Here is a 16,205-nt window from a genome sequence, read left to right on the forward strand (position 1 = left end):
GAAGGCCGGAGCTCAACCGCCGGACGGGCTGCTCAATGGGCCGTCGGCCAGGCCTCGGCCAGCATCTTCCGTGTGTCCGCCAGCAGTTGCGGCAGCACCCGGGTGTGGCCCACCACCGGCATGAAGTTCGTGTCGCCGCCCCAGCGCGGGACGATGTGCTGGTGCAGGTGGGCCGCGATGCCCGCGCCCGCCACCGAGCCCTGGTTCATTCCGATGTTGAAGCCGTGGGCCCCGGACGCCGTGCGCAGCGCGGTCATCGCCTGCTTGGTGAGCTCGGCCAGCTCGGTGGTCTCCGGGCCGGTCAGGTCCGTGTAGTCGGCGACATGGCGGTACGGGACCGTCATCAGGTGACCGCCGTTGTACGGGTAGAGGTTGAGCACCGCGTAGACGTGCTCGCCGCGCCGGACGACCAGGCCGTCCTCGTCGGACTTGGCCGGGATCGAGCAGAAGGGACAGCCGTCGTCGGCCCCCGGACCGCTCGGCTTGTTCTCACCCTGGATGTAGGCCATCCGGTGGGGCGTCCACAGGCGCTGGAACGCGTCCTGCGTCCCCACTCCGATCTGCTGCTCCGGCTCACTCGTCATGCTACGCAGCATATGGCTTCGCCCGTTCGCGGCGTGTCGCCGGGGCCGGGGCAAAGCGATCGGCGGCGAAGCTGGGTGGATGGACGACGACAGCCGGCTGACCCGCTGGGACCGCAGGACCGACCTGGCGCTCGGCATCGCGTCACTGGTCTTCCTCGGCTCGTACGCGGTGCATGTGCTGGCGCCCGGGATGCCGAAGGCCGCGCACGCCTTTTTCCTGTCCCTGATGTACACGGCCTGGGCGATGTTCGGCGTCGACTACGCGGTGCGCTGGCGGCTCAGCGGCGAGGGACCGGGGTTCGTACGGCGGCACTGGCTGGACACGGTCGTCCTGGTGCTGCCCCTGCTGCGGCCGGTGCGGGTGGTACGGACCTACGAGTCGATCCAGCGGCGGCACGGGGAACCCCGGCTCCCGCTGCACGCACGCGTGGCGGCCTACTCGGCGCTGTCGATCTCGCTGCTGGGCTTCTCCGGCGCCCTCGCCGTCTACCAGGTGGAACGCTCCGCCCCGAACGCCAGCATCCGCACCTTCGGCGACTCCCTCTGGTGGACCTGCTCGACCCTCTCCACGGTCGGCTACGGCGACTACGTCCCGGTGACCACCCTGGGACGGTTCATCGCCGCGGGGCTGATGGCCTGCGGCCTGGCCCTGCTGGGCACGGTCACCGGGTCGTTCTCGTCCTGGATGCTGCAGCGCTTCTCACTGGGCGAAGACGAGAGAAGGCCCCCGGAGAACTGATCCCCGGGGGCCCTGGCGGAGGCGGATCAGACCTGGGTCCGCTCCTCGACCACCTTCAGGATCTTGGCGATGGCCTCGTCGAACGGGATGCCGTTCTCCTGCGAGCCGTCGCGGTAGCGGAAGGAGACCGAGCCGGCCGTCATGTCCTCGTCGCCCGCGATGACCATGAAGGGCACCTTCTGCTTCTGGGCGTTGCGGATTTTCTTCTGCATCCGGTCCGAGGACGCGTCCACCTCGACCCGCAGGCCCTGCTTCTTCGCCTCGGCGGCGAACTTCTGCAGGTACTCGACGTGCCCGTCGCCGATCGGGATGCCGACCGCCTGGACCGGGGCCAGCCACGCCGGGAAGGCGCCCGCGTAGTGCTCCAGGAGCACCGCGAAGAACCGCTCGATGGAGCCGAACAGGGCGCGGTGGATCATCACCGGGCGCTGCTTGGAGCCGTCGGCGGAGGTGTACTCCAGGTCGAAGCGCTCGGGCAGGTTGAAGTCGAGCTGGACGGTCGACATCTGCCAGGTGCGGCCGATGGCGTCCTTGGTCTGCACGGAGATCTTCGGGCCGTAGAAGGCGGCGCCGCCCGGGTCGGGGACCAGCGGCAGACCCTGCTTCTCGGCGACCGCGCGGAGCGTCTCCGTGGCCTCCTCCCAGACCTCGTCCGAGCCGACGAACTTCTCCGGGTCCTTGGTGGAGAGCTCCAGGTAGAAGTCGGTGAGGCCGTAGTCGCGCAGCAGGTTCAGCACGAAGGTGAGCGTCTTGTCGAGCTCCTCCGCCATCTGCTCCTTGGTGCAGTAGATGTGCGCGTCGTCCTGGGTGAAGCCGCGGGCCCGGGTCAGGCCGTGCACGACACCCGACTTCTCGTACCGGTACACGGTCCCGAACTCGAAGAGCCGCAGCGGCAGTTCGCGGTAGGAGCGGCCGCGCGCGTCGAAGATCAGGTTGTGCATCGGGCAGTTCATGGGCTTGAGGTAGTAGTCCACGCCCTCGTCGAGCTGCATGGGCGGGTACATGCCGTCGGCGTACCAGTCCAGGTGCCCGGACGTCTCGAAGAGCTTCCCCTTGGTGGCGTGCGGGGTGTAGACGAACTCGTAGCCCTCCTCCTCGTGCCGGCGGCGCGAGTAGTCCTCCATCACGCGGCGGACGACGCCGCCCTTGGGGTGGAAGACGGCGAGGCCGGAGCCGATCTGCTCCGGGATGGAGAACAGGTCCAGCTCGCTGCCCAGCTTGCGGTGGTCGCGCTTCTCGGCCTCGACGAGGAAGTCCAGGTACTCCTTGAGCTCCTCCTTGGACGGCCAGGCGGTCCCGTAGATGCGCTGGAGCATCGGGTTCTTCTCGCTGCCGCGCCAGTAGGCGGCCGCGTTGCGCATCAGCTTGAACGCCGGGATCAGACGGGTGGACGGCAGGTGCGGGCCGCGGCAGAGGTCCTTCCAGCACAGCTCGCCGGTCTTGGCGTCCAGGTTGTCGTAGATCGTCAGCTCGCCGGCGCCGACCTCGACGTCCGCGCCGTCGTCCGAGGACGCCGAGCCCTTCAGACCGATCAGCTCCAGCTTGTACGGCTCGTCCGCCAGCTCCTCGCGGGCCGCCTCGTCGGTGACCACGCGGCGGGAGAACTTCTGCCCCCGCTTCTGGATCTCCTGCATCTTCTTCTCGACGGCCTTGAGATCCTCCGGCGTGAACGGCTTGGCCACGTCGAAGTCGTAGTAGAAGCCGTCCTTGACCGGCGGGCCGATGCCCAGCTTGGCCTCGGGGAAGAGCTCCTGGACGGCCTGGGCCATGACGTGCGCGGTGGAGTGGCGCAGGATGTTGAGGCCGTCCTCGGAGGAGATCTCGACGCCCTCGACGGTCTCGCCGTCCCGTACTTCGTACGCGAGGTCCCTGAGCTCACCGGCCACCCGGACGGCGATGACCGAGCGCTCGCCGGTGAAGAGCTCGGCGGCCGTAGTGCCCGTCGTCACCACGCGCTCGTCCCGCTCGGAATCGCGTTGGATGATCACACGGACGTCTGACACCGGTCTCTCCTGACTGAAGGTGGGTGCGGCGCCATACCAGGAGCGCGCGCATTACGGGATCGTACCGACCCCGGCCCTCCGTCCGCGAAACGGTTACCGACAGTCCCCGGTCAGTCGCAGTCGTCGCCGGTGCACGCCTCCTCGAAGAAGTCGAGATTCTCCTGGAGGGACTTCATCAGCCGGTCCCGCTCGGCCTCCTCCACCTGGACCGGCGCGACCCCGTAGGCACCGGTCAGCCGCCGGAAGCCGCCCCGGCTCTCCAGCCGCCCGTGCAGCCGCACCGGGAGTCCGACGAGGTGGGCCTGCCCGGCGATCCGGTAGTCCTCCTCGTCGAGGGTGACCCGGACGTACGGCACCTCGGCGCCGGCGATCACCCGCAGCCGTACCGCGCCGTCACCGCGCGGCTCCGAGCGGCGCATCCGCACCACGGTGCCGGTGACCCGGACCGCGACGGAGGGTTCGTCGCGCAGATAGCGGGCGCCGGCCTCGCGCAGCACGGCCAGGTCGCCGGGTGAGAACTCGACGGGCTCGGTGGTGGCCGCGCAGTCGTCGGGGACCCCGGCGGCCGGCGCCCACTCGACGGAGATCCGGGCGCCTTCGGTGCCGCGTACGAGGGTGACCAGGGCGTCGGTCAGCTCCCGGCTCACGCCCGCCTCGACGGCTCCGTCGAAGGCGTCCATGCCGCCGGTGGCCCGCTGGTAGTCGATGGCCTCGCGGGCCGCGTACAGGGCCTGGTGCAGGCGTACGGCGAGCGGCCGGCCGGTGCCGACCGGCACGAAGGCGGTCAGGCCGCGGCCGCCCTCCGCCGAGCCGACGAGGACGGACTCCAGCAGGGCGGCGGCCGCGCGCCGGTGCCGGGCGCCGTAGTACCCGGCACGCGCGCGGGTGGCGAGCGCGCCGGCCAGCAGGGTCTGCCGGGCCGCGGTGCGCAGTTGCTCCTCGACCGTCCAGGACGCGGTGTCGGCCGGTCCGCCCGGGACATCCCGCCACCAGCGGATCTCGTCACTGGGCACGGCGAGCCCGACCAGCACCTCGCGCGCGGCGGGCGTACCGCTGCGCACCAGAGCCGTGAGCGCCTCCCCGAGCAGGTCGTCGCTGTCCGGGAAGGCGCGGCTCTCGGGTACCAGCAGGCTGGTGCCGGTGCTGCCCGGCCCGGGTGGGGTCCAGCGGCCGTAGCGGCCCGGCGCTCCCCCGCGCCGCTGCCAGCCGTGCCGCCGCAGCAGGGCACCGAGCACGGCCGGGTCGACCTCGGCGGGCTCGGGCGGACGGCTCCAGTGGGGCCCGTGGAGGTCGTCGGGATGCGGCCGGACCTCCCGCAGCTGCTCGTCGTACGGACGGTGCCTCATGGTCGTCCTCCCGTCCCGACCCGCGTCATGATCTCGCAGAGCGCCCGGTCGTCGAAGATGCGCGAGGTCGGGATCCGCACGGTGGTGCGGTGCCGGCCGGTGATCGGGTGCCCTGCCAGGTTGACCCAGTAGCAGCAGTGGCGCAGATCGAGCCGGTCGTGGCTGGCGCGCAGCCAGTCGTCCTGGGAGCGCGGGACCAGCATCACCACCAGGATCTTGTGCACCGACACCGGTGTGCGGGCGAGCTTGCGCAGGTGGTCGTTGTCGAGCGTGAAGGAGAAGAAACGTCCCGGCGGGTTGGGCGCGATCTGGTACGTGCACTTGAGCTGCACCTTTATGGTCACCTCGTCGTCGACGGTGTGTCCGGGCGAGCCATGGCTGACGTGCCAGTCGATGCCGTTGTCCGGGAACGGCTGCGAGAGCGAGCAGCCGGCCGCCGCCGCGACGGCGTGCAGATAGCCCACCTGCAGTGTCTCCATGCAGGCGGTGGTCGCGAGCGTGCCGCGATGGGGGCCCGTGCGTTCGGGCAGCAGCCCGCCCCGCTCGGGCTGCGCTATCGCCATGGCCAACAGCCTTCCCAGCCAAGAGTTTCCCCGTGACGGGCCGCTGAACTGCAAAGACCCGCACTCCTGTTGTGTCCTTCCGGCGTACGTCGCAAACGGCCCGGGTATCACCAAACAGGCAGAAGACGGAACGTCACCTGCCGTGGGTGAACGAGGAGTTGTATTGGCATGACGTGCTGGTACGAGGGGCCCTTGGCGGCCTTCGACACGGAGACCACGGGCGTGGACGTGGAGACCGACCGCATCGTGTCCGCCGCGGTCGTCGTCCAGGACGCCCCGGGCACCCGCCCCCGGGTGACCCGCTGGCTGGTCAACCCGGGCGTGCCGGTGCCGGAAGCGGCGACGGCGGTGCACGGGCTGACGGACGAACACCTGCAGCGCAACGGCCGTTGGCCGGCGCCGGTGATGTACGAGATAGCCGAGGAACTGGCCGAGCACGCGGCGATGCACCGCCCGTTGGTGGTGATGAACGCGCCGTTCGATCTGACGCTGCTGGACCGCGAGTTGCGGCGGCACCGGGCGTCCGCGCTGGACCGCTGGTTCGAGGCGAGCCCGCTGCTCGTCCTCGACCCCCGGGTCCTGGACAAACATCTGGACCGCTACCGCAAGGGCCGCCGCACCCTGACCGACCTGTGCGCGCACTACGAGGTCACCCTCGAAGGCGCGCACGACGCGGGCGCGGACGCGCTCGCGTCCCTGGAGGTCGTACGGGCGCTGGGCCGTCGTTTCGCGGCCCGGCTGGAGCGTCTGACCCCGGCCGAGCTGCACACCCTGCAGACGACCTGGCACGCGGCGCAGGCGCGGGGTCTGCAGGCGTGGTTCAACCGCAGCGGCACACCGGAGACGGTGAACCCGGACTGGCCGTTGCGGCCGGAACTGCCGACGGCGGCGTGACGGACGGGGCGCCGGTGCCGGCGCCCCGTTCCGATGTCACCAGGTGCCGGCGCAGCAGCGCCCGCGCCGTGCTCTCGGCGCCCGTGAAACGGGCGCGTCCCGCGTCGGTCAGGGTGACCTCGACCGTCCTGCGGTCGGCGGCCCGGCGATCGCGTTCGACGAGTCCGGCCGCCTGGAGCCCCTTCAGGAGGAAGGACATCCGGTTTCCCGGTTCCCGGAGGATCGCGGTCAGCCGGGCCACGGGCATGGGCGCGGGCACGGGTCCACCGCCGGTTTCGGCTTCGGCTTCGGCTTCGGCCAGGGCGCCGAGGACGAGGTAGTCGTGGAGCGACAGGCCGTGCTGTGCCCGCAGCTCACCGTGGAGGAGACCCAGCGTCCGCAGGACGGGCGGGGGCTGCTGCCGGGTGGTGTCCGACGGACCGCGGTCGATCATCTTCGTCCCCAGGGGTGGATCCTCCGGCCGCGGGTCCGCGACCGGACACTCACAACCGCATCCCGTTCGGCACCGATCGCCCACCGGGTGGACGGAAGGCCCTCGGATCAGGACACGGCCCGGTCCCCCGCGCGCGCCGGCCGGTGTCCAGGTGTCCCGGTCTCCCGGTCTCCCGATGTCCCGATGTGAGGCCGATGTGGCCATGGGGACCGTCCGTCCCCGCGCTCCACGCGTTCTAGCGTCGAGAGTCCGACGCGGTCAGGCGGCCGCCGGGCCGCGCCGGGAACCGAGGGCTCCACACAGGGAAGAAGGCGTTCCGTGCCATGACCTCGCAATCAGACACCGCCCGAGCGGCGGTGCACGGACTGGATTTCGGGCTCAACCAATGGGTCGTGGACGAACAGCGGCAGCGTTTCCTGCACGACCCGGGCTCGGTCGACGAGACGTGGCGGGACTTCTTCGCACTCCCGTCGGCCGCGACCGTCACGGCTCCCCGCGCCGTCCCCGGGCACCGGGACAGCGCCGAGGCGGCGGCCGAGGCGGTCCGGGTCGCGGCCCTCATCCACGCGTACCGGGTGCGCGGCCACCTGATGGCGGACACGAACCCGCTCGCACCGTGGCCCGCCGCGGCCCATCCCGAGCTGGATCTCGCCGCCTTCGGGCTGCACGACGCGGACCGGGCGGCGGAGTTCGCCGTGGCCGGGTTCGCCGGGCACACCACGATGACGCTCGACGAAGTCCTCGGTGCGCTGCGGGAGTTCTACTGCCGTACCGCCGGGTTCGAGTACATGCACATCCAGGACTCCCGTGAACGCCGCTGGATCCAGCAGCGCGTCGAGAGCGCGCAGGGCCGGCCGGACCGGGCCCGGCAACTGCGGATCCTGTACCGGCTGGGAGTCGCGGAGGCGTTCGAGACGTTCCTGCAGACCAAGTACGTGGGCCACAAGCGGTACTCGCTCGAAGGCGGCGAGTCGGCCGTCGTCCTGCTCGACGCGCTGCTGCTGCGGGCCATCGAGGACGGCGTCGCGGAGGCCGTCCTCGCAATGGCGCACCGCGGCCGGCTCAACGTGCTGGCCAACATCATCGGCAAGTCCTACGCCCAGATCTTCGGCGAGTTCGAGGACGCGGAGGACCTCGGGTCGGTCCAGGGTTCGGGAGACGTGAAGTACCACCTCGGCGCCGAGGGCACCTACCACGACCTGCACGGCGGCACCATCGCCGTCTCGGTCGTGGCGAACCCCTCGCACCTGGAGGTCGTGGGGCCGGTCGCCCAGGGAGTGGTGCGTGCCAAGCAGGACCTGGCCACGGGCCGCGGCGCCGCCTTCCCCGTCCTCCCGGTCGTCGTCCACGGCGACGCGGCCTTCGCCGGCCAGGGCGTGGTCGCCGAGACCCTGAACATGTCGCAGCTCCCCGGTTACCGCACGGGCGGGACGGTCCACGTGGTCGTCAACAACCAGGTGGGCTTCACCACCCTGCCCGCCAACGGCCGCTCCAGCACCTACGCCACCGATGTGGCACGCATGGTCGAGGCGCCGGTCTTCCACGTCAACGGCGACGACCCGGAGGCCGTCGACCGCGTTGCGCGGCTGGCCTTCGACTACCGCCGGACGTTCCGCAAGGACGTGGTGATCGATCTGGTCTGTTACCGGCGCCACGGGCACAGCGAGGTCGACGACCCGTCCGTCACGCAGCCGGTGATGTACGACCGCATCGACGCCAGGGCCTCGGTGCGCGCGCTCTACGCGGAGGCGCTGGTGGGCCGCGGGGACCTCACCGAGGAGCAGGTGCAGGGCGCCCGGCACGCCTACCGGGAGCACCTGGAGCGGGCCTTCACCGAGACCCGCGGGCTGTCCGCCCCCGAACCCGCCGAAGGCCTTCCCGCCGCCGGAGACCCTTCCGGCGCCGAGGACGTTCCCGGCACCGGCACCGGCACCGGCACCGACGCCGGGCCCGGGACCGCCCGCCGCACGGCGACCGCGATCGACGAGCCGACCGCCCGGCGGGTCATCGCGTCGCAGACCGACCTGCCGCCGGGGTTCACCGTGCACCCGCGCGTCCTGCCGCAGCTCCAGCGGCGTGCGGCGATGCTCGGGACCGGCTCGGTCGACTGGGCCACCGCCGAGACGCTGGCGATCGGTTCGCTGCTGCTGGAGGGCGTGCCGGTGCGGCTGGCCGGGCAGGACTCGCGGCGCGGCACCTTCGGCCAGCGCCACGCCGTCCTGATCGACCGGCACACCGGCGCGGAGTACACGCCGCTGAAGTTCCTGGGCCCGCGGGCCGCGAGCTTCACGCCGTACGACTCGATGCTGTCCGAACTGGCCGCGCTGGCCTTCGAGTACGGCTACGCGCTGGCCCGGCCGGGGGCCCTGGTGCTGTGGGAGGCCCAGTTCGGCGACTTCGCCAACGGCGCCCAGACGGTCGTCGACGAGTACATCGCGTCGTCGGAGCAGAAGTGGGGCCAGCGCTCCGCGGTGACACTGCTGCTGCCCCACGGCCTGGAGGGGCAGGGCCCGGACCACTCCTCCGCCCGGATCGAACGCTTCCTCCAGCTGTGCGCGCAGCACAACATGACCGTGGCCATGCCCACCCTGCCGAGCAACTACTTCCATCTGCTCAGGGCGCAGGCGCTGGACGGCCGCGGGCGACCGCTGGTGGTCTTCACCCCGAAGTCGATGCTGCGGTCGAAGGCGGCCGTCTCCGCCCTGGCGGAGTTCACCACGGGCGGCTTCCGCCCGGTGCTGCCGGACGACACGGCGGATCCCGACCTGGTCACGCGCGTGCTGCTGTGCTCGGGCAAGGTCTGCCACGACCTCGGCACCCACCGGCGCGACTCGGGCGCGACGGACACCGCGATCATCCGTGTGGAGCGCCTCTACCCGTTCCCCGAGGCGGAGCTCACGGCGGAACTCGCCCGCTTCCCCGCCGCGGCGGAGGTGCGGTGGGTGCAGGAGGAACACGAGAACCAGGGTGCGTGGTCCTTCGTCGCGCCGCGTCTGTTCCGGTCGGCGGGACGCCCGGTGGACTGCGTCAGCCGGCCCGAGGCGCCCGCCCCCGCGGTCGGATCCGCCCGCCGGCACGCCCTGGAGCAGCAGGCCCTCGTGGCGGCGGCCTTCCGCTGACGCCCTGGGCTGCGCGGCGGCCGGCGGCCGTCAGGCGCTCGTGACGGTCCGTCCCGGCATCGGCTCCGCGAGCTCCGCCCGCCAGGCCGGCGAGCCGAACGGGCCCGCGAAGTACTGGGTCTCGTGCACCACCCGCTCGTCGGCGAACTCCATGATGCTCACCGAGTACGACGGCACCCCGTCATAGGTGATGACGCATTCGCTCACCCACGTCTGCGCGTGGCCGGTGATCCGCAGGACGGTGAAGTGACGGTCGGCCGGATGCCCGCCGCGTTGCGCCGCGATCGTCTCGCGAGGCCGGAAACGCTCACCGGACTGCGGGTAGTCGAGGATCGCGTCCGCGGCGTAGAGGGCGTGCTCGGCTTCGACGTCCCCGCGCTCCGAGGCCCGCCAGTGCTCCTCGATCGCGGCCCTGATCCGGGAGTCAGCATCCATGGCACCGCCCTTCCGTGGCGGTGCCAGCCTAGGCACTTCCGCCGCGCCCGGCCGACGGGCAGGCGGGCGCGGCCCTGCCGGGTCCACCGTTCGGCCGGATCACGGGACGACAAAAAGACCGGTCCGCATCAGGCGGACCGGCCTTCCCGGTGGTGGGCGATACTGGGTTCGAACCAGTGACCTCTTCGGTGTGAACGAAGCGCTCTTCCACTGAGCTAATCGCCCGGGAACGCAGTGAACGATACAGGTACCGCCGGGTTCCGTTCAAACCGCTTGGAGGTGCCTGAGCAGTCCGCGTCGTCCGGAGCTCATCATCAGCCGGTGGTTGAGCCGGAAGAACGGCCGTCCCAGCAGGGCGAGTCGTCGCAGCAGCGGCTTGCCGACGTCGACGACCTGTTCGTAGCGCGCGAGGGTGCCGGTGCCGTCCGGGGTGATCGTCCACCGGGCCCAGCCCTCGATGTCACCGGTCATCGAGATCTCCAGCACACCGGCGGCCGCGTCGCGCCGTGCCTCGCGTGCGGTGAACGCGAGGTCGTACGGGAGGAAGGAACGGACGGTGAGCTCGGCGGCGGAGTCGTCCAGCCGGTGCACCGAACGGACCTGGGGCCACCAGTGGGGGTATTCCTCCACCTTCCGCAGCGCCTCGTAGACGGTGCTGGACGGCACCGGGAGGGGCCACAGGCTGCGGAAGCGGTAGTGGTTCCAGTCCATGGCCGCAGTCTGTCGCAGACCCTGCGTCTGAGTACGCGTACTCATGCCCGTACGAAGTGACCTGGCCCACACTCGTCGGTACGAGCGCCGCCGCCCGTGCGACGGCGCTCCCCCTCCCACCTGCTACGACGGCATCCGGTCGCCGAGCAGGGCCAGGTTCTCGATGGCGGCGAGCCCGTAGAGCGCGGTGTCGTTGGAGGACACCCAGCTCGCCTCGGCACCCGCGACGAGCGTGACCGGGCCGGAGAGCGGCTCGGTCTTCCACGGCGAGGACTCCGTGTACCCGTCGGAGCTGTAGAACTTCGTCCACGCGCGCGTGGCGAGCGCTGCGTCACCCGTCTGCACCGCGGCGTACGCGTCGAGCCGCGAGTGGCCCTGGAAGAGCAGCAGGGTGCCGAAGTTGGACCCGTAGCGTGCCGCCTGTTCCGTCTTGGTGGCGTTGAAATAGCGGCAGTAGTCGAAGTAGACGTCGTTGAACTCCGGCATGTCGATCAAGTAGATGAGTTCGGCGCAGAGTTCGTTGAGGCCGAAGACGGCCGAGAGGTGCGAGACCGAGACGACCGGGGTGGTCGCCGTGGCGAACTCGCCGGTGTCCAGGTCGTACAGCCCGCTGCCCTGGACGAAGCCGTTGGGCTGGGCGGCGATGCCCGCCATGGTGGACAGGACGCGGGCCTTGGCCTTCTCCCACTTCGGGCCCTTGCGCTCCCACTCGGTCAGCCAGGCCGACACCAGACCGCTCCAGTCGGTGCCGAAGCCGATGGACAGGGCGTGCCGGTCGGGCGTGTACGGGTCGGTGCGGACCTTGCGCTGCGGGTCGAGGACGAGGAAGGTCTCGTCGGAGTCGACGTTCGCGGCCATCAGGTCGCCGACGCGTTCGTCGCCGGTGAGGAAGTAGTAGAAGCGCCGGTAGGTGGTGTTGGAGATGCGCTGCTGCTTGGCGCTGTCCGCGTAGTGCTGGATGCCGTGCCGGGTGCCGAGGCCGGCCCACTGGCCGATGTGGTAGACGTCGACCTCGCCGGTGTGCCGGGTGAGCGCCTCCGCGAACCGGAAGATGTCCGAGCGACCGCTTCTGAGGTACGCGTACCAGAGCCACAGGTCGGGCGAGAGCTCGGAGTTGTCCCAGGCGTAGCCGCCGACGTCGTACCGCCACTGGTGGCGCACGGTGTCGTAGGTGTGCATGAAGTCGCCGTAGTCCCAGAAGCCGTACCAACGGCGTTGCTCCACCTGGTCCTTGTAGTAGGTGAAGAGGAAGTCGAGATGGTCCTCGATCTTCGCCTTGGCGGCGGTGGAGCGGTCGGGCTCGGAGTAGAGGCCGGGGCCGAAGACCTTGGCCTTGATGAGCTGCTTCGGCGGGGCCGTGAGCTGCGGCAGCGCCCTCACGGCCGTGACCTGTTCGGCCAGGGCCTCCGCCGAGGGGGTCGACTCGTTGGCCCAGAAGAGGAGTTCGGAGGTGCGGGCGATGCCGTAGGGGGTGCCGAACTCCGGCTCGTAGTCCTCGTAGGTGATATTGAGGCCTTCGAGCTGTTCGGCGTACGTGTCCTGGCCCATGCCGTCGTGGTAGAAGCGCAGGTCCATCGGCTGGGCCTCGGGCGACCAGAGCCAGAGGGTGACCTCGGCCGTGTCGGTGTGGGCGTCCCGGATGTCGAGCTGGGCCGGGAACTTCTCCCAGAAGTCCCGCAGGCCGAAGGAGAGTCCGCCGCTCGCCCCGCCGACGTAACCGAAGCCGGAGGCCCGCTTGCCGCCGCCGGCCGCGATCCAGCCGTACCCCTTCCTGGTGCGCTTGCGCAGGGTGAAGCCGTCGGCGGAGAGCTGGGCGAGGGTGTAGTCGCCCCAGTGCGGGATGTACTGCAACCGGGTCGTCACCCGCTGGTCCCAGGTGGCGGGGTCGGCCAGCTTCTGCCCCGCGTACTGGGCCGCCTGGACGGTCGCGCCCGGATCGCGGCGCAGGCCGGTGATGCCCTGGACCGCCTCCCGCAGCAGGCCGGTTCCCTCGCCGCCGATCCGCACGTGCCGGTCGTACGCCTCGTCGCGCATCGGCACGCTGAAGCGCACGCCGAGCCCGCGGATGAAGTCACCGCTCGCCCTGCCCGGTTCCTGGGTGCCGTCGTAGGTGATCGTGTGGACCATCCGGAACGAGTCGGCGCCCGCGTAGAAGTAGAGCCGGATCGAGAACGGCAGCCAACTGCGGCTCCCCTTGCGGTGCTTGCCGTCGATGCGGACGACCGCGCGGACCGGGCCCTCCTGTTCGACGGTGACGGAGTCGATCGCGCCGTCGAAGCGCTCGGTTCTGACCTGGCCCTGGTCCTCGTCCTCGATCTCGGGCTGGCGGATGAGGACCAGCCGCCCGTTCCTGGCGATCTCCGTAGCACCCCGGGTGACGGACCTGACGAGCGTCGAGCCGTTCTTGCCGATCTTCACGGAGATCACGCCGGTCGACACGTCGATCGTGCCGCCGTGTTTGTCCACGGTGACCCGCTGGGCGGGGGCGGCCGGATCGCCGGCCGCGAGGGTGAGCTTGCCGTTGCCCGAACTGGCCGCGTGGGCGGTCCACTTGAGGGAGCCGTCCGGCCAGTAGGCGAGCGGCCAGGACTGGACGGGCACGTCCTTGCCGTCCTCGTCGGTGAGCGCGAAGGTCTGGTCCTCCTGGAAGGCCCCCATCGGCCAGGGCACGCCGACGGTCGAGCCGGGCGCGGCGCCGAGGCCGCCGTCCTCCAGCCAGTCCAGGGTCACCGGGTCCGCGTCGGCGGCCTCGGCTCCGGGCGCGGCCTCGGCGTCCTTCGCCCCCAGCACCCAGCTGAACTGGGCGGCGGCGCCGGCCACGGCGGCCGCCTTGAGGAGGGACCTGCGGGGAATGGGAGACATGACCGTTCCTTTCCATGCGCTTGCTGGTCAGGGACATGACAGAAAGAGGTACGGTGCCGGGGCACCGCCCTGGGTTCGGGGCACGGCGGCTCAGCGACGGCGCCGGTACCGCTCCTCAACGGCCACGGCCGCCGCCGCCACGGCACCGAGCACGGGCACCGCCAGCGGTGCGATGAGCAGGGCGGAACAGGCCACGAGGACCGCTCCCCCGACGAGCAGGAAGGAACCGCCGGGGTCGAGGACGGTACGCCGGCCGGCCGCCGCGAGCAGCGGACGCCAGCGGTCGCCCGGCGCCCAGACAGCCGCCGCGCGCAGCCCCGCGACCACGAGACCCAGCACCGCGAACAGCCCCACCGCCCCGACGGGCGGCCCGCCCGGCAGCCCGGCGCGCACCGCCCGGACGTCCACCCAGGCGGCCACGAGCGCACCCCATCCGGCGAACCCGACGAGCCAGCCGCCGCGCAGGGCGGCCCGGAAGTCCCCGGCGAACTCCCGCCAGCCGCCGCCCACCTGCCCGGTACGGCGGCGCAGGTGCCGGGCGCCGGCGGCGAAGGCGGCCGGGTAGGTCACCACCCCCAGGGACGCGACCGCGATCCACACCCCGGTGAGCAGGCACTCGGCGAAGACCCCGAACCGCTCCGCGAAGACGGACGGCTTTGCGCGCACGTCGGCCACGACGTCATCAGCCCTTCAGTCCGGAGGTCGCCATTCCGTCGATCAGATAGCGCTGGAAGGCGAGGAAGAACAGCAGCACCGGCAGCAGCGCGACCAGGGACATGGCGATCATCCCGCCGTAGTTGGCGGCCACGCCGTCCGAGTCGCGGAACATCATCAGGCCCAGGGAGACCGTGTACTTGCCGGGCTCGTTGAGATAGATCAACGGCCCCATGAAGTCGTTCCAGGCGTTGATGAAGGTGAAGATCGCGCTGGTGATGAGGGCGGGCCGGCACAGCGGCAGCACGATCGACCAGTAGATACGGAAGTGCCCGCACCCGTCGAGCCGGGCCGCCTCGTCGAGTTCCCGGGGCAGGTTCCGCATGAACTGCACCATCAGGAAGACGAAGAACGCCTCGGTGGCGAGGTACTTGCCGATCAGCAGCGGGACGTAGGTGTTGATCCAGCCCAGCTTCTGGAACATCACGTACTGCGGGATCAGCAGCACGTGGTACGGCAGCAGCAGCGTGCCGATCATCAGGGAGAAGAGCAGGTTGCGGCCGGCGAAGCGGATACGGGCGAAGGCGTAGGCGGTGAGCGAACAGGAGACCAGCACACCGACGACGGCACCGACGGCGTAGAAGAGGGAGTTCTGGAAGAACGTCCAGATGCTGATGTCCGCTATGCCGTCGGCGAGGCCCTTGAAGTTGGACAGGATCGGGTGGGACGGGAACAGCCGGAGGCTGTTGATGATGTCCTTGCTCGGCTTGAAGGACGCCCCGATCACCCAGACCACCGGGTAGAGGATGACCGCGAGGATCGCCAGGGCGCCGAGGTGCCAGCCGAGGGACCCGGTCCGGCGGCGGCTCAGCAGGGGCGGCCGGGTGGTGGTCGCGCTCATCGGGCGTCCTCCTCGTAGTGCACCCACTTCTTCTGGGACCAGAAGAGGACGGCCGTCACCAGGGCCACGGCCAGCAGCAGCATCCAGGCCATCGCGGCGGCGAAGCCCATCCGGGCGTTCTGGAAGCCCTGCTGGTACAGGTAGCAGGTGTAGACGAGCGTGGCGTCGGCCGGTCCGCAGGTGGCGTTGGAGACGACGTAGGCCGATCCGAAGATCTGGAAGGAGTGGATGGTCTCCAGGAGCACGTTGAAGAACAGCACCGGGGAGATCATCGGCAGGGTGATGTTCCAGAACCTGCGCAGCGGCCCGGCGCCGTCCATCTCGGCCGCCTCGTAGAGCTCCCTCGGTACCTGCTTCAGCCCCGCCAGGAAGATGACCATGGGCGCACCGAACTGCCACACGGTCAGGGCGACCAGGCAGTACAGCACCCAGTCGGCGTTGCCGACCCAGCCGCCGACGTGCCAGCCGAAGAAGGTCTGGGTACGGTCCACGATCGCGCCGTCGGAGAACAGGGACCGCCAGACGAAGCCGACCGAGACGCTCGCGCCGATGAGCGAGGGGGCGTAGAAGGCGGCCCGGTAGAAGGCCTGGCCGCGCCGGCTCTGGGCCAGCAGCATCGCCACCCCGAGCGCGAGAAGCAGCTTCAGCGGGGTGCCGATGACCACGTACTTCGCGGTCACCTCCACCGACCTCTGCCAGCGGGGGTCGTCGAACATCTGGGTGAAGTTGTCGAACCCGACCCACTTCGGGGTGTTGAAGAGGTTGTAGTCGGTGAACGCGAAGTAGAGCGAGGCGGCCATCGGGCCCGCGGTCAGCAGCAGGAAACCCGCGATCCACGGGGACATGAAGAGGTAGCCGGCGAGGTTCTCGCGCCGGCGGCCCGGCCGCCGCCCGGTGGCGGAGGCGGCCGAACGCGTCCCGCGCGCTGCGGGCGGGGAGTCCTTGACGAGCGTCACAGCGG

General features: G+C 70.8%; 14 protein-coding genes and 1 tRNA gene. 3 read left to right on the forward strand and 12 right to left on the reverse strand.

Annotated elements, in window-relative coordinates; genetic code table 11:
* Positions 1 to 32: 32 nt before the first annotated feature.
* Entirely contained in the window at positions 33 to 596 is a 564-nt protein-coding gene (locus tag IEZ11_RS22560) for an HIT family protein (RefSeq protein WP_189264660.1), read from the reverse strand.
* Positions 597 to 663: 67 nt separating this feature from the next.
* On the opposite strand from IEZ11_RS22560, the gene IEZ11_RS22565 reads away from it, so the two are divergent.
* Complete coding sequence (locus tag IEZ11_RS22565) at positions 664 to 1,323, forward strand: potassium channel family protein (protein ID WP_189264661.1); 660 nt, start codon at positions 664 to 666, stop codon at positions 1,321 to 1,323.
* A gap of 26 nt (positions 1,324 to 1,349) precedes the next feature.
* Here the strand turns inward: IEZ11_RS22565 and thrS are convergent, their stop codons facing one another.
* The 3 genes from thrS to IEZ11_RS22580 form a co-directional block, all read right to left on the reverse strand.
* A complete protein-coding gene (gene thrS / locus IEZ11_RS22570; protein WP_189264662.1) occupies positions 1,350 to 3,326 on the reverse strand; it encodes a threonine--tRNA ligase in 1,977 nt (658 codons plus the stop codon).
* Between the two features lie 110 nt (positions 3,327 to 3,436).
* Positions 3,437 to 4,672, reverse strand: a complete 1,236-nt coding sequence (locus IEZ11_RS22575; protein ID WP_189264663.1) for a hypothetical protein — start codon at positions 4,670 to 4,672, stop codon at positions 3,437 to 3,439.
* On the reverse strand, positions 4,669 to 5,235 hold the full coding sequence (locus IEZ11_RS22580; RefSeq protein WP_189264664.1) for a DUF4365 domain-containing protein: 567 nt from the start codon (positions 5,233 to 5,235) through the stop codon (positions 4,669 to 4,671). The genes IEZ11_RS22575 and IEZ11_RS22580 overlap by 4 nt, the downstream gene beginning before the upstream one ends.
* Positions 5,236 to 5,403: 168 nt before the next feature.
* Between IEZ11_RS22580 and IEZ11_RS22585 the strand changes: the two genes are divergently transcribed.
* Complete coding sequence (locus tag IEZ11_RS22585; RefSeq protein ID WP_189264665.1) at positions 5,404 to 6,129, forward strand: 3'-5' exonuclease; 726 nt, start codon at positions 5,404 to 5,406, stop codon at positions 6,127 to 6,129.
* Here IEZ11_RS22585 and IEZ11_RS51005 read toward each other — a convergent pair.
* The gene (locus tag IEZ11_RS51005; protein ID WP_229713288.1) at positions 6,056 to 6,562 is read right to left on the reverse strand and encodes a winged helix DNA-binding protein; all 507 of its coding nucleotides are present in this window, start codon (positions 6,560 to 6,562) and stop codon (positions 6,056 to 6,058) included. The two genes, IEZ11_RS22585 and IEZ11_RS51005, sit on opposite strands and share 74 nt — an antisense overlap.
* Positions 6,563 to 6,885: 323 nt before the next feature.
* Between IEZ11_RS51005 and IEZ11_RS22595 the strand changes: the two genes are divergently transcribed.
* Complete coding sequence (locus IEZ11_RS22595; protein WP_189264666.1) at positions 6,886 to 9,681, forward strand: multifunctional oxoglutarate decarboxylase/oxoglutarate dehydrogenase thiamine pyrophosphate-binding subunit/dihydrolipoyllysine-residue succinyltransferase subunit; 2,796 nt, start codon at positions 6,886 to 6,888, stop codon at positions 9,679 to 9,681.
* 30 nt (positions 9,682 to 9,711) lie between these two features.
* Here the strand turns inward: IEZ11_RS22595 and IEZ11_RS22600 are convergent, their stop codons facing one another.
* The 7 genes from IEZ11_RS22600 to IEZ11_RS22630 form a co-directional block, all read right to left on the reverse strand.
* A complete protein-coding gene (locus IEZ11_RS22600) occupies positions 9,712 to 10,116 on the reverse strand; it encodes a nuclear transport factor 2 family protein (RefSeq protein ID WP_189264667.1) in 405 nt (134 codons plus the stop codon).
* A 150-nt stretch (positions 10,117 to 10,266) separates the two neighbouring features.
* Positions 10,267 to 10,341, reverse strand: a tRNA-Val gene (locus IEZ11_RS22605).
* Positions 10,342 to 10,380: 39 nt separating this feature from the next.
* Entirely contained in the window at positions 10,381 to 10,827 is a 447-nt protein-coding gene (locus IEZ11_RS22610) for an SRPBCC family protein (RefSeq protein ID WP_189264668.1), read from the reverse strand.
* Positions 10,828 to 10,950: 123 nt separating this feature from the next.
* Positions 10,951 to 13,689 (reverse strand): exo-rhamnogalacturonan lyase family protein, encoded by a 2,739-nt coding sequence (locus IEZ11_RS22615; RefSeq protein ID WP_189264669.1) that lies wholly within the window; start codon positions 13,687 to 13,689, stop codon positions 10,951 to 10,953.
* Between the two features lie 90 nt (positions 13,690 to 13,779).
* Positions 13,780 to 14,364, reverse strand: coding sequence for a hypothetical protein (locus tag IEZ11_RS22620; RefSeq protein ID WP_373294955.1), 585 nt, complete (start codon positions 14,362 to 14,364; stop codon positions 13,780 to 13,782).
* A gap of 7 nt (positions 14,365 to 14,371) precedes the next feature.
* Complete coding sequence (locus IEZ11_RS22625; protein ID WP_189264670.1) at positions 14,372 to 15,244, reverse strand: carbohydrate ABC transporter permease; 873 nt, start codon at positions 15,242 to 15,244, stop codon at positions 14,372 to 14,374.
* The gene (locus tag IEZ11_RS22630) at positions 15,241 to 16,200 is read right to left on the reverse strand and encodes a carbohydrate ABC transporter permease (protein ID WP_189264671.1); all 960 of its coding nucleotides are present in this window, start codon (positions 16,198 to 16,200) and stop codon (positions 15,241 to 15,243) included. Before IEZ11_RS22630 ends, IEZ11_RS22625 begins: the two co-directional genes overlap by 4 nt.
* Positions 16,201 to 16,205: the final 5 nt, after the last annotated feature.

The sequence above is a fragment of the Streptomyces fuscichromogenes genome (assembly GCF_014645815.1).
Classification (GTDB): Bacteria; Actinomycetota; Actinomycetes; order Streptomycetales; family Streptomycetaceae; genus Streptomyces; species Streptomyces fuscichromogenes.

Bases quoted from the DNA above. Each gene is read 5' to 3' on its own strand.
- IEZ11_RS22560 (WP_189264660.1), bottom strand. From the start codon at position 596: ATGCTGCGTAGCATGACGAGTGAGCCGGAGCAGCAGATCGGAGTGGGG.
- IEZ11_RS22565 (WP_189264661.1), top strand. From the start codon at position 664: ATGGACGACGACAGCCGGCTGACCCGCTGGGACCGCAGGACCGACCTG.
- IEZ11_RS22575 (WP_189264663.1), bottom strand. From the start codon at position 4,672: ATGAGGCACCGTCCGTACGACGAGCAGCTGCGGGAGGTCCGGCCGCAT.
- IEZ11_RS22580 (WP_189264664.1), bottom strand. From the start codon at position 5,235: ATGGCGATAGCGCAGCCCGAGCGGGGCGGGCTGCTGCCCGAACGCACG.
- IEZ11_RS22585 (WP_189264665.1), top strand. From the start codon at position 5,404: ATGACGTGCTGGTACGAGGGGCCCTTGGCGGCCTTCGACACGGAGACC.
- IEZ11_RS51005 (WP_229713288.1), bottom strand. From the start codon at position 6,562: ATGATCGACCGCGGTCCGTCGGACACCACCCGGCAGCAGCCCCCGCCC.
- IEZ11_RS22595 (WP_189264666.1), top strand. From the start codon at position 6,886: ATGACCTCGCAATCAGACACCGCCCGAGCGGCGGTGCACGGACTGGAT.
- IEZ11_RS22600 (WP_189264667.1), bottom strand. From the start codon at position 10,116: ATGGATGCTGACTCCCGGATCAGGGCCGCGATCGAGGAGCACTGGCGG.
- IEZ11_RS22610 (WP_189264668.1), bottom strand. From the start codon at position 10,827: ATGGACTGGAACCACTACCGCTTCCGCAGCCTGTGGCCCCTCCCGGTG.
- IEZ11_RS22615 (WP_189264669.1), bottom strand. From the start codon at position 13,689: ATGTCTCCCATTCCCCGCAGGTCCCTCCTCAAGGCGGCCGCCGTGGCC.
- IEZ11_RS22625 (WP_189264670.1), bottom strand. From the start codon at position 15,244: ATGAGCGCGACCACCACCCGGCCGCCCCTGCTGAGCCGCCGCCGGACC.